Origin of the sequence: Rhizobium aouanii, assembly GCF_037002925.1 — a bacterium.
Taxonomy (GTDB): Bacteria; Pseudomonadota; Alphaproteobacteria; order Rhizobiales; family Rhizobiaceae; genus Rhizobium; species Rhizobium aouanii.
On sequence record NZ_JBAMYD010000003.1, the window covers coordinates 74,999 to 87,530 of the forward strand.

At 60.7% G+C, this 12,532-nt stretch carries 9 protein-coding genes; 5 read left to right on the top strand and 4 right to left on the bottom strand.

Going from position 1 to position 12,532, the window contains the following annotated elements:
- Position 1: 1 nt before the first annotated feature.
- The 4 genes from nirB to V8P77_RS06160 form a co-directional block, all read right to left on the bottom strand.
- The gene (gene nirB / locus V8P77_RS06145) at positions 2 to 2,452 is read right to left on the bottom strand and encodes a nitrite reductase large subunit NirB (RefSeq protein WP_027666079.1); all 2,451 of its coding nucleotides are present in this window, start codon (positions 2,450 to 2,452) and stop codon (positions 2 to 4) included.
- A gap of 17 nt (positions 2,453 to 2,469) precedes the next feature.
- A complete protein-coding gene (locus tag V8P77_RS06150) occupies positions 2,470 to 3,738 on the bottom strand; it encodes an MFS transporter (RefSeq protein WP_017960134.1) in 1,269 nt (422 codons plus the stop codon).
- Positions 3,739 to 4,221: 483 nt separating this feature from the next.
- Positions 4,222 to 5,502, bottom strand: coding sequence for a CmpA/NrtA family ABC transporter substrate-binding protein (locus V8P77_RS06155; RefSeq protein ID WP_335911269.1), 1,281 nt, complete (start codon positions 5,500 to 5,502; stop codon positions 4,222 to 4,224).
- 34 nt (positions 5,503 to 5,536) lie between these two features.
- Entirely contained in the window at positions 5,537 to 6,124 is a 588-nt protein-coding gene (locus tag V8P77_RS06160; RefSeq protein WP_018241751.1) for an ANTAR domain-containing response regulator, read from the bottom strand.
- Between the two features lie 332 nt (positions 6,125 to 6,456).
- Between V8P77_RS06160 and V8P77_RS06165 the strand changes: the two genes are divergently transcribed.
- The 5 genes from V8P77_RS06165 to V8P77_RS06185 all read left to right on the top strand — a co-directional run bounded on the left by V8P77_RS06165 (position 6,457) and on the right by V8P77_RS06185 (position 12,453).
- The gene (locus V8P77_RS06165; protein WP_335911270.1) at positions 6,457 to 8,289 is read left to right on the top strand and encodes a TRAP transporter large permease; all 1,833 of its coding nucleotides are present in this window, start codon (positions 6,457 to 6,459) and stop codon (positions 8,287 to 8,289) included.
- A 12-nt stretch (positions 8,290 to 8,301) separates the two neighbouring features.
- A complete protein-coding gene (locus V8P77_RS06170; RefSeq protein WP_335911271.1) occupies positions 8,302 to 9,300 on the top strand; it encodes a TRAP transporter substrate-binding protein in 999 nt (332 codons plus the stop codon).
- A 291-nt stretch (positions 9,301 to 9,591) separates the two neighbouring features.
- Entirely contained in the window at positions 9,592 to 10,251 is a 660-nt protein-coding gene (locus V8P77_RS06175) for a peroxiredoxin (protein WP_335911272.1), read from the top strand.
- A gap of 197 nt (positions 10,252 to 10,448) precedes the next feature.
- The gene (locus tag V8P77_RS06180) at positions 10,449 to 11,405 is read left to right on the top strand and encodes a lytic transglycosylase domain-containing protein (protein ID WP_335911273.1); all 957 of its coding nucleotides are present in this window, start codon (positions 10,449 to 10,451) and stop codon (positions 11,403 to 11,405) included.
- 91 nt (positions 11,406 to 11,496) lie between these two features.
- Positions 11,497 to 12,453 (top strand): NAD-dependent epimerase/dehydratase family protein, encoded by a 957-nt coding sequence (locus tag V8P77_RS06185; RefSeq protein WP_335911274.1) that lies wholly within the window; start codon positions 11,497 to 11,499, stop codon positions 12,451 to 12,453.
- The last annotated feature ends 79 nt before the right edge of the window (positions 12,454 to 12,532 follow it).

The following is a 12,532-nucleotide window of genomic DNA, read 5'->3' on the forward strand; positions in this document are numbered from 1 at the left end:
CTTATTCTGCAGCCTGCGGATAGCCGATCGTCGCCATCGGCTTGAACTCATGCTTGTCCTTGCCGGAAACACGCTCCGACCAGGGGTCGACCTGGGCAAATTTCTGGGAGAAGACGAAGCGCTCGTAATAGGCTTTGCGCTTTTCGGCATCACCCATGATCTGGCGGCGGATTTCATCCAGGCCGACGCGCTTAGCCCATTTGTAGATGCGTTCGAGGTAACGGGCCTGTTCGCGGTACATCTGCGTCAGGGCCACGATATGCTCCAGTGCCTCGTCCTCAGTCCGGACAAGCCCTAGAACCTCGGTGCCCTTGATGTCGAGACCGGCCGCACCGGCGAAATGGATCTCGAAACCGGAATCCACGCAGATCACGCCGATGTCCTTGCAGGTTGCTTCCGCGCAGTTGCGCGGGCAGCCGGAGACGGCCATCTTCAACTTGGCCGGCGTCCAGGAGCCCCACATGAACCTTTCGATCCGGATGCCGAGGCCGGTGGAATCCTGCGTGCCGAAGCGACACCAGTCCGAACCCACACAGGTCTTCACGGTGCGCAGGCCCTTGGCATAAGCCTGGCCGGAGACGAAGCCGGCCTTGCCGAGATCGGCCCAGACGGCGGGCAGGTCTTCCTTCTCGATGCCGAGCAGATCGATGCGCTGGCCGCCCGTCACCTTCACCATCGGGATCTCGAACTTGTCGACGACATCGGCGATGGCGCGCAGCTCGTTCGAATTGGTGACGCCGCCCCACATGCGCGGAACGACGGAGTAGGTGCCGTCCTTCTGGATGTTGGCATGCACGCGTTCATTGATGAAACGCGACTGGTAGTCGTCGGCATATTCGTCCGGCCAATCGCAGACCAGGTAATAGTTGAGCGCCGGCCGACATTTGGCGCAGCCGCAGGAAGTCTTCCACTCGAGCTCCTGCATGACGGCAGGAATGCTCTTCAGGCCCTTGGCCTTGATCAGCCGGCGAACGTCGTCATGGCCGAGTTCGGTGCAGGTGCACATCGGCTGTACGGCAGTCGGATTGTAGCTGTCGCCGAGCGTCAGCGCCATGAGTTGTTCGACGAGGCCGGTGCAGGAACCGCACGAGGCGGATGCCTTCGTGTGGGCGCGTACGTCGTCGAGCGACGTCAGCCCCTTGCCTGAAATCGTCGAAGTGATCTTGCCCTTGCATACGCCGTTGCAGCCACAAATCTCCGCGTCATCCGGCAAGGCTGCAACGGCCGCCATAGGGTCCAGCGGCGACCCTCCCTGATAGGCCTGTCCGAAGATCAGCGTCTCGCGCATCTCCGAAATATCGGTTGCCTTCTTCTTCAGGTCATTGAACCAGGCACCATCGGCAGTTTCGCCGTAAAGCACAGTGCCGATAATCTTATTGTCCTTGAGCACCAGACGCTTGTAGACGCCGGCGCTGGCATCGCGCAGCACGATCTCCTCGCGGTCGTCGCCGTCGGCGAAATCGCCGAGCGAATAAAGCTCGATGCCGGTGACCTTGAGCTTGGTCGGCGTATCCGCATGAACGAAGGCGGGCGAGCGATCGCCGGAAAGATGCGAGGCGGCGATACGGGCCATTTCATAGAGCGGCGCAACGAGGCCATAGACCATGCCGCCCACCTCGGCGCATTCGCCGAGCGCGAGAATATCGCCATCCGAGGTCTGCATGCCGGCATCGACGACGATACCGCGATTGACCGCAATGCCGGCGTCCTTCGCCAAGCCCACACTCGGACGGATGCCGACGGCCATCACGACCAACGTTGCCGGGATGATACGGCCGTCGTCAAGCTCGATGCCCTCGACCTTGCCATTGCCGACGATCGCCTTGGTATTGGCCTTGCAGATGACCTTGATGCCGCGTTCCTCGACTGCCTTCTGCAGCAGGTAACCGGCGGCGGGGTCGAGCTGGCGCTCCATCAGCGTCGGCATGACGTGCAGTACGGTGACGTCCATGCCGCGCTGGGCAAGACCGGCCGCCGCTTCGAGGCCAAGCAGTCCGCCGCCGATGACGACGGCCTTTTCGCGCGACTGGGCGGCAAGCAGCATCGCCTGCACGTCGTCGAGATCGCGATAGGTGATGACGCCGGGCAGATCCTTGCCGGGAACAGGGATGATGAAGGGCACGGACCCGGTTGCGATCACCAGCTTATCGTAGCTTTCGGTGACACCGTGGTCGGAGGTGACGGTCTTGGCGGCACGATCGATGTTGACGATCTTGTGGCCCTTGTAGAGCATGATGCCGTGCTTGATATACCAGCCATCGCCGTGAATGATGATCTGCTCGTAGTCCTTTTCTCCGGAGAGAACCGGCGACAGCATGATGCGGTCGTAATTGACGCGCGGCTCGGCATTGAAGATCGTAACTTCATAGCGTCCGGGCGCCTGCTCGAAGAGGTGCTCCAGCATGCGCCCGGGCGCCATGCCATTGCCGATGATGACAAGTTTTTCGGTCATATTTCCAGGTCCTTAGATCAGGTTGCAGCCACGGGCGCCGAGTGCCCTTGGCGCGACAGTTGCTTTACGGACAGGTGCATCCAGATGAGAGAGATCACGACGATCGCAAAGAGCAGCAGGAAACAGCTGGACCAAAGGCCGGTCATGTCCTTGAGGAGGCCAAAGGCAATCGGAAGGATGAACCCGCCAAGGCCGCCCATCATCCCGACGACGCCGCCGACTGCGCCGACGTTTTCGGGGTAGTAGGCCGGGATGTGCTTGTAGACGGCAGCCTTGCCGAGGCTCATGAAGAAGCCGAGCACGAAGATGACGACGATGAAGATGACAGGGGTGATACCAAACGCCGGACCCGTCCCGGACGCGTCGGCGGCCGGCAGCGAGAGGATGAGGGTGGCGACGGCCGACACGGCAAACATCGTATACATCACGCTGCGCGCGCCCTTCTTGTCCGACAGCACGCCGCCGAAGGCGCGGAAGATGCTGCCCGGGATGGAGTAGGCGGCCGCGATCATGCCGGCGGTTTCCAGGTTGAAGCCGTAGACGCCGACCAGGTAGCGCGGCAGCCACAGCGACAGGGCGACGAAGCCTCCGAAGGCGAAGAAATAGTAAAGCGAGAAGCGCCAAACCTGAACGTTCTGCAGTGGCGCGAATTCCTCGACGAAACTCTTGGTGGCAACGCGGCGTTCGCGGCGGAGACGGAAGGCCGGATCATCGGTCGTGGTGAACCAGAAGACGATTGCCATCAGCGCCAGGCCGACGGCCCAGATCTCCGCAACCGCCTGCCAGCCCCATGCAATTAGCACGAAGGGGGCTGCGAATTTGGTTACGGCCGCGCCAACATTGCCGGCACCGAAGATGCCGAGTGCGGTTCCCTGCTTCTCCGCCGGGAAGAAAGGCGAGACATAGGCGACACCGACCGCGAAGGAGCCGCCGGCGAGGCCGACGCCGAGGCCAGCGATCAACATCTGCGTATAGGTCTGGGCGTAAGAGAGCAGAAAGGTCGCCAATGCAGCGGCCAGCATGGTGAGGGTGTAAACGAGACGGCCGCCGTAACGCCCCGTCCAGATGCCAAGAACGATGCGCACCAGCGAACCGGTGAGCACGGGGGTGCCGACCAGCAATCCGAACTCGGCCTCGTTCAGGCCGAGATCCTGCTTGATGCGAATGCCGATGATCGCGAAGATCGTCCAGACGGCAAAACAAAGGGTGAAGGCTACGGTGGAGATCCACAATGCCTTGGCTGGTTCGCCGGCGGACATGGGCTGTGATTTCTCGATGACAGACATAACTTCTCCGAGGCCCGACAAGGTCGTGCCAATCCATCGCTGAGGGTTAAAACAAAAAAGCCGCTGGTCAGGACGCGCATACACGAGGTGCGCGAAATATCCTGATCAGCGGCTTTGCTGGTGGCGCCCGCCGTTGGACGCCGAATTCTTAGGCCCTCTGGCCCATTTGCCTGAAGGCAATCCGTTGGCCAGATTGCTCAAGCTAAAACCTACCTCTTCAATCTGAAGAGCAATCTCTGTGTCTTCCGTGAGCGTCTATCGCGCGCTCATTCTGCACTGATCGTCATTGACCGGTGCTATTAAAGACGATGCAAACTGCGTGCCAGTTTGGTAGTCTGCATTCAAGTCACTGAATGCAAATGACATTTTATGAAACGCGCCGCCTGCTTGTTTTTCGGGCCGCCACCCGCGCGTGCAAATATTTTGTGCGCTTGACATGAGGCGGGCAGATGCTTGCTGGTGTTTTGTGCAGGCCGGCATCGGTTAGACCTCGTCGTTGGAAATGAAGGGTAGGGCGCTTTTGACTGCAAAACCTGCGACATAGTCCGGCAGCCTCGCCGGGTCGAAGACGTGGCCGTCCATGAAACGGTCGCCCTCGTCACTGCCTTCGATGCGGATATCGGCATCTTCGGGTGCGTTGTCGTCACCGAGAGCCGTGCGATAGAGATCCGGGCGGTAGGCGGATGCTGCGGCCCTTGCCATGTTGAGGCTGATCTCGGCCTGTCCCCAGCGGATCATCTGGCTGTAGATCCACAGCGCATGGCTTGGCCGGGGATAATTGGCGAAGCCGGAATGGAACATGAAATAGTCGGTGATGATGCGGCGGTTACCCTTTGCGTCGAGGCTGAATTCGCCGGCAAGCACACGGCGAATGATTTCGACGGGGGCAGCGATGTAGCGCGGGTCGGCAAGAGCTGCCGCCAGCGCGTCGTGATTTTCCGGCTGGTCGCACCACTGGGCTGCCGCATCGAGCGCCACGATCAGCCGGGAAACGGTTTCAGGATGGCTTTCCGCCCAGTCCGGCCGCATGCCGATCACCTTTTCCGGTGCCGACGGCCAGATATCCTGTTTGGCGGCGACGATGCGACCGACGCCGCGCTCTGAAGCAACCATGTTCCACGGCGCGCCGACGCAGAAACCGTCGATCGCACCGGCTGCCAGCGCATCCGAAGTCATGGGCGGTGGCACGACCACGAGCTTGACATCCTTGTCGGGATCGATGCCGCCGGCTGCCAGCCAGTAGCGGAATTCGTAATTATGCGAGGAGAAGGGGTAGGTGACACCGAAAGTCGGCAGCGGCTCGCCGCGGGCCTTCATTGCCGCCAATGTTTTTGCCAGGGCGCCGGCATTGTCGAGCGCGCTTGCCGTTTCCGGCAATCCCACGTCATTCCGCATCCTGTCGAAGAGCCGCGTCGACAGCGTGATCGCGTTGCCGCCACGCCCCAGCGAAAATGGCGTGATCGTCGGCGAGGGATTGGAGCCGAGACCGAGCATGGAGGCGACGGGCATCGGCGACAGCATGTGAGCGATGTCGAACTGGCGGAATGCCAGGCGGTCGCGCACATTCGCCCAGGAGACGTCCTTGACGAGATCGAGCGTTAGGCCTTCCTTCCGCGCGAAACCGAATTCCGCCGCCGCAATCAGCACCGATGCATCGACGAGCGGAATGAAACCGGCCCGCAGCACTTTCGGTCCTTCGTTGTTCATCCGGACGGGTGAGGGCAGCTCGCCGCCGGCGTTGGAGGTCGTTGTCATCATATCCACTCCGGTTTCCTCCGGAAATTCATCAGGTCGGCCATTACATCAACAGCCCCGCGGCAGTGACGACGCTCTGGGCGATTTCCGACATCTTCTTCTTTTCGTTCATCGCTGTCTGGCGCAGCAGGGCGAAAGCCTCTTCCTCCGACAGGCCGCGCATCTTCATCAATATACCCTTGGCGCGCTCGACCAGCTTGCGTTCCTCCAGCGCGGAGCGGGCATCGGCAAGCTCCCGCCGTAGCCGGTTGAAGGCATTGAAGCGGCTGACGGCCATGTCGAGGATCGGTTTGACGCGTTCCTTCTTCAAGCCGTCGACGATATAGGCCGAGACGCCGGCATCGACGGCAGCCTCGATCGAGGCCGTGTCGGACCGGTCGACGAACATGGCGATCGGGCGGCTGACGGTGCGCGTCAGCTGGAACAGATGCTCCATCATGTCGCGGTTGGGATTTTCGATATCGATGATGATCACATCGGGCATCAGCGTTTCGATGATTCGCGCGATGCCGTTGACTTCATGCACGACGGTGACGCGCACATGCCCTGCCTCGCGCAGGCCTTCTTCGATGATGGAGGCGCGAATGGCATTTTCGTCGATCACCAGAATTGTCAGATCGAGATGCGTCATTGCTATATTCATGACGCACTGCAGCAATTTTGGCAAGCGCGCCCGCCTTAAAAGTGTGCATAAATAGATGCGCACAAAAAATGATCAAAGTGCCGCTTTTGGGCGCAGTTATAGTCTCACTTGCATTCTAATCCGATCAACGGCTGACGTCGATCTGTTGTCTTTCCTGCATGCTGCTCCTTGAGGAAGTCTGTTGTTTCAGCGAAAAGGTCAGCCGCGGTTCGGTCTCAGCAGGGAGGCTCGAAGGAGTGCAATGACGCTTAATCGATACTCGTCGATCGCGATCTTTTGATTGTCAGGAGGCCTGATCCTCAGGGCGGAAGGTAAGTTGAGTGGCTACCGGTGAATTTCATCCGATTGAAAAGACTACTCCGGATGACCGCATGGCGGCAAGCGTTCTGCGGGTGGTCGAAGCGGTTCTAGGCATTGCCGCGGCAGTCGTTCTCGCCGCGCTGCTCTTGATGGTGCTCGTCACCGTCTGCCTGCGCTATTTCTTTAGCGCCGGCTTCATCGGCGCCGAGGATCTCGGCATCTGGCTGCATGTGGGTCTGGTCGCGCTCGGCGCGCCGCTCAGCCTCAACAGCGCGCTTGCTATGCGCCTCGACATCTTCGTCAAGATGCTGCCGGAAAGCCTGCGGAAGGTCACGCCGATCGGCGCCGATGTGTTCACCGTGCTTTCGGCGCTGATCCTGAGCTTCGGCGGCAGCGAGATCATGACGATGCTTGGCGGCGTGTCGCCGACGCTCGGCGTGCCGGAATGGATCCGCTTCGGCTTTCTTGGCGCCGGCGGCGCGCTGATCCTCGTCATGCTGCTGCTGCAGCGCATCGCCGAAGGCAAGATCCTGCCGGTTTTGCTCTCGCTTGCCGTCGGTGTCGCGCTCTATGCCGGCATCCCGCATGTCGCGCTCGATCTCGACTGGCCGCCGAGCATTTTTCTCGGACTGATCGCCGCGGTCGGCCTCGTGCTTGCTGCGCCGCTGCCGCACGCCTTTCTTGCCGCAGCTTATGTCGTCATCGCCTTCGGCAGCAGCCTGCCCGAGCCGGCGATCGTTTCCGCGACCGTCACCGGCATATCGAAATTCCTGCTGCTCGCCATTCCCTTCTTCCTGCTCGCCGGCGGCCTGCTGACGGCCTCCGGAGTCGCCAACCAGCTCGTGCGCTTCGCCGCCGCCATGGTTGGTCATCGTAGGGCCGGGCTGGCGCAGACGACACTTTTGACCAGCGTTCTCTTTTCCGGCGCCTCCGGCTCGTCGGTCGCAAATGCCGCTTTCGGCGCATCGACCTTCCAGCCCGAGTTGGTCAAACACGGCTACCCTCCGGCGCAGGCAGCGGCGATCATCGCCTCGACATCGGTTCTCGACAATGTCATCCCGCCGTCGATCGCATTTCTCATCCTTGCGACGGCGACCAATCTTTCCGTCGGCTCGCTGCTCATCGGCGGCTTCTTTGCCGGCGGCCTGATGGCCATATGCCTGGCGGTCGCAATCCATATGACGGTCAGCGAACAAGTGCCGTTGCCACGCGCAAATGCGAAACAGCGCTGGCAATCGGCGGTTCAGGCGATTCCGGCTTTCGGGCTCGGCATCATCGTCGTCGTCGGCATCCGCATCGGCATCGTCACCACCACCGAAGCCGCAGCACTTGCTGCTTTCTACACCCTGCTGCTCGGCATCGGCGCGCGCCTCGGCATTCTCTCGTTCTACACCGCCTTCCGTCAGGCGGCAGTCGAAGCGGCGGCGATCGGTCTCCTCATCGGCACGGCCGGCCCCTTTGCCTTTTTGCTGGCGGTCGACGACGTGTCGGGGCTGATCTCGCATCTGACGACGGCGCTCGGCGGCAGCGCGCTTGCGGTCATCCTGCTGTCAAACGTCATCCTGCTGGTGGTCGGCCTCGTTCTCGATATCGGCGCCGCAATCCTGCTCTTCGGTCCGATCCTGCTGCCGGCAGCGGTTGCCGCCGGCATCGATCCCATTCAGTTCGGGGTGATCATCGTCGTCAACCTGATGATCCACGGACTGACACCGCCGCTCGGCATGCTGATCTTCGTCGTCAGCGGCGTCACGCGCATTCCCGCCTCGGAGCTCTTTCGGGCGGTGGTTCCCTATCTGCTCGCTCTCCTGGTCTCGCTCGCAATCCTCTGCGCCTGGGCCATCATCTTCTCGTAAACAGGACAAGCCATGGACAATTTCAACCGACGCAATTTCCTGAAGACCGCAGCTCTCGCTGGAACGGCGCTTGCAGCGCCCGCCTTCGTCCGCAGCGCCGCCGCCCGCACGACGACGATCACGATTGCCTCGCTGCTCGGCGACGACAAGCCGGAAACGAAGATCTGGGTGAAGATCGGCGAACTGGTCGAAGCGAAACTCCCCGGCCAGTTCAAGTTCAATATCGTCAGGAACGGCGCACTCGGCGGCGAGAAGGAAGTGGCCGAAGGCGTGCGCCTCGGCTCCATCCAGGCCAGCCTTTCCACGGTCTCGTCGCTCTCCGGCTGGGCGCCGGAACTGCAGATCCTCGATCTGCCCTTCCTCTTTCGCGATGCCGATCATGTCCGCAAAACCGTCGCCGGCGATGTCGGCGCCGATCTCAAGCAAAAACTGCAGGCGCAGAATTTCGTCGTCGGCGATTTCATCAATTACGGCGCCCGCCATCTTCTGACCAAGGAGCCGGTGACGCGGCCCGAGCAGCTCAAGGGCAAGCGCATCCGCGTCATCCAGAGCCCGCTGCACACCAAGCTCTGGAGCGCATTCGGCACGACGCCGATCGGCATTCCGATCACCGAGACCTATAATGCGCTCGCAACCGGCGTCGCCGACGCGATGGACCTGACCAAGTCGGCCTATGCCGGCTTCAAGCTCTATGAGGTGGTGCCCGATATGACCGAGACTGGCCACATCTGGGCATCCGGCGTCATCTATTATGCCTCGACCTTCTGGGCCGGCCTGAACGACGAGCAGAAGGCGGTGTTCCAGCAGGCTTCCGGCGAAGGGGCTGCCTATTTCAACCAGCTGATCGTCGACGACGAATCTAAATCCGTCGAGACGGCGCTTGCCAACGGCGGAAAGCTCTTGAAGCCGGAAGCCTTCGACGAATGGCAGAAGGGCGCCCAAGGTGTGTGGGCCGATTTCGCGCCTGTTGTCGGCGGCATCGACAGGATCAAATCGATCCAGTCCGCCTGAGCAAGCGGCGGTGGTTCTCCTGACGCTTTGAACGGGACCGGTGGAAAAACCACCGGTCTTTCATCGCGCGAACCTGCCGGAAAAATAATGCCGGAGCAGGCCGGAAATCGAAAGAGCATGCCTTCGGTGATCGTGGTATATGACTTACTGAAAATCCTGGGATGGGAAGTTTTTTACCTTCGGCCGGTGCGATCCTGTTGACCGCAATCTCGCGACCGCTTCCGGCGGACGGATCCCATGGCCTCGATTTGAAATAAACAACATTTAACACAAGGCTTTGGAGGGCCGACCATGAGCTTACGTATCAACGACATTGCCCCCGATTTTACCGCCGACACCACGCAGGGACCGATCAGCTTCCATGAGTGGATCGGTAACGGCTGGGCCGTCCTGTTCTCGCATCCGAAGAATTTCACGCCTGTGTGCACCACCGAACTCGGCGCCATGGCCGGTCTGGCTGGGGAATTTTCCAAGCGTGGCGCCAAGGTGATCGGCATCTCCGTCGATCCGGTGGAAAGCCATGCCAAGTGGAAGAACGACATCAAGACTGCTACCGGTTTCGAGGTCGAATACCCGCTGATCGGTGACAAGGACCTTAAGGTTGCCAAACTCTACGACATGCTGCCGGCCGGCGCCGGCGAGAGCTCGGAAGGCCGCACGCCTGCCGACAACGCGACGGTGCGTTCGGTCTTCATCATCGGTCCGGATAAGAAGATCAAGCTGATCCTGACCTATCCGATGACGACGGGCCGCAATTTCAATGAAATCCTGCGCGCCATCGATTCCATCCAACTGACGGCCAAGCACCAGGTGGCCACACCAGCGAACTGGAACCAGGGCGAGGACGTCATCATCACCGCCGCGGTTTCCAACGAAGACGCGATCACGCGTTTCGGCTCCTTCGATACGGTTCTGCCCTATCTCAGGAAGACCAAGCAGCCGACGGCCTGATTGTTGCTTTCAAGCTGTTCCTCGAGCCGCCGCGGCCATCTGGCCCGGCGGCTTTTTCGTGTTCGCATTCAGGAGGAACGTCACACAGTTCGTTGCATCATTTCGAGTGCGAATATGGAAATGGGGAAGCTTCGCTCCTTGATCGATGTTATTGAGAAATCAGCGTCGCGATGGAAGTTCGAACCTGCTGAGATCCGATGATAGGGCGAAAGCGTCAAACCGGCATAGGGAGGAGAGCGGGGAGGGCCATGCTTTCGCTCTGTCTTCCGTTTTCTCAAGCGGACACGATCATGGCCCAGCCGGAAGGAAGCGCCGGGCCTCCGGCCTGCTTGTATTCCGGGCCTTCGGCATCGGGATCGGGTGAGACGCTTTGCATCCGTAAGGATAGTTTCAATCGAGACCTTTGCGTTGCGATCGAGCATTTCGCCGACGCCAATCAATTGCCAGCCGATTATTTCGCTCGTCTCATCTGGCGAGAGAGCACCTTTCGTCCCGATGCAGTCAGCTTCAAAGGAGCGCAGGGGATTGCGCAGTTCATGCCCGGAACGGCGAAACTGCGCGGCCTTGAAGACAGCTACCAGGTGTTGGAAGCCCTGCGGAAATCGGCGCAGTATCTCGACGAATTGCGCAATCGTTTCGGCAATCTCGGCCTTGCCGCCGCCGCCTATAATGCCGGGGAAAACGGTCTTGCTTCTTACCTTACGTCAGGTAAATTACCCTACGAGACGCGCAATTACGTCATGGCAATCACCGCCCATACAGTCGAGGAATGGAAGGATAACCCACCGGAAGATGCGGCCACCCCGCTCGACAAGGACAAGTCCTTCCTCGATGGCTGCGTGGCGCTTGCGGAGAGACGGACGTTGAAGGACACGCCCTGGCGTCAGGAGGGTGAATGGGCGCCCTGGGGCGTCCAGCTTGCGGCGAACGCAAATATCGCGGTGGCCCGGCGTATGTTTCTCGATGCCGTGCAGGATCTGCCAGCGCCACTGAATGCGGAGCAGCCGCTGATCCTGCGCCAGCGCGATCGCAGCTTCGGCTTTCGACCGCGTTATGCCGCCCGCATCGGCCGGCAGACGCGCATGGAAGCCAACGACCTCTGCAACCAGATCCGCAAACACGGCGGCACCTGTCTTGTTTTCAAGAATCGATAGCGGGCTGGTCCAGCCCCTTGATCACGAAAAGTCTGCTTGCAGGATCACCTGAGCGCAGCATATTCAACACGGAAATGCCAAGGGAGGAACGATGATGCGGGTTTTGGTAATCGGGGCAACGGGCCATGTCGGAACCTATCTCGTTCCCCGTCTGGTGGAGGCAGGTCACGACGTCGTTACGATCAGCCGCGGCACGGCAAAGCCCTATACGGCAAACCACGCCTGGGCTGCCGTCGATCAGCGTCAGATGGATCGGGCAGCCATGGAGCTGACGGGTGATTTCGGCCCGGCCGTACGTGCATTGAAAGCCGACATCGTCATCGACATGATCTGCTTCTCGCTGGAAAGTGCCGAGCATCTGGTGACGGCGCTGTCGGGGCATGTCGGTCACTTCCTGCATACCGGCACGATCTGGACGCATGGCCACTCGATGGTCGTACCGACGCTGGAGGAGACGCCGAAATTTCCCTTCGGCGACTATGGGACGCAGAAGGCGGCAATCGAAACCTATCTGCTGCAGCAGGCAAGGCTTCGCCGATTTCCGGCAACCATCATCCATCCCGGGCACATTGTCGGTCCCGGCTGGACGCCGCTCAATCCGGCCGGCAATTTTAACCTGCAGGTCTTTTCAACCCTTGCCCGCGGAGAGACCCTGGCGCTGCCCCATTTCGGCTTGGAGACCGTTCATCACGTCCATGCCGATGACGTGGCGGCGATGTTCATGGATGCGATCGCCAACTGGAATGCGTCGACCGGCGAAAGTTTCCACGCGGTCTCGGAGCAGGCATTGACCCTTCGCGGCTATGCCGAATCCATGTCTCGCTGGTTCGGGCACGAGCCGAAGCTCAGCTTCGCCCCATTCGACGCCTGGGCCGAAAGTCAGACGGCTGAGGATGCGAAGGCGACCTGGGAACATATCGCCCGCAGCCCGAATTGTTCGATCGCAAAAGCCGGACGCCTGCTCGGTTACACTCCGAGATACACCTCCCTGCAGGCGGTGCAGGAATCGGTGGGTTGGCTGGTCGGGCAGGGGCGGATCGAGACCTGATCCGCCAGCGCAGCGCGTGACGGTCGGCTGCTTTTGTTTTACGCAATTCCGGACGGAAAACCGCTTCGCACTTTTCCTG

Coding starts and splice junctions, on each gene's coding strand:
- nirB (WP_027666079.1), bottom strand. CDS start 2,452: ATGACCGAAAAACTTGTCATCATCGGCAATGGCATGGCGCCCGGGCGC.
- V8P77_RS06175 (WP_335911272.1), top strand. CDS start 9,592: ATGAGCTTACGTATCAACGACATTGCCCCCGATTTTACCGCCGACACC.
- V8P77_RS06170 (WP_335911271.1), top strand. CDS start 8,302: ATGGACAATTTCAACCGACGCAATTTCCTGAAGACCGCAGCTCTCGCT.
- V8P77_RS06150 (WP_017960134.1), bottom strand. CDS start 3,738: ATGTCTGTCATCGAGAAATCACAGCCCATGTCCGCCGGCGAACCAGCC.
- V8P77_RS06185 (WP_335911274.1), top strand. CDS start 11,497: ATGATGCGGGTTTTGGTAATCGGGGCAACGGGCCATGTCGGAACCTAT.
- V8P77_RS06180 (WP_335911273.1), top strand. CDS start 10,449: ATGATAGGGCGAAAGCGTCAAACCGGCATAGGGAGGAGAGCGGGGAGG.
- V8P77_RS06160 (WP_018241751.1), bottom strand. CDS start 6,124: ATGACGCATCTCGATCTGACAATTCTGGTGATCGACGAAAATGCCATT.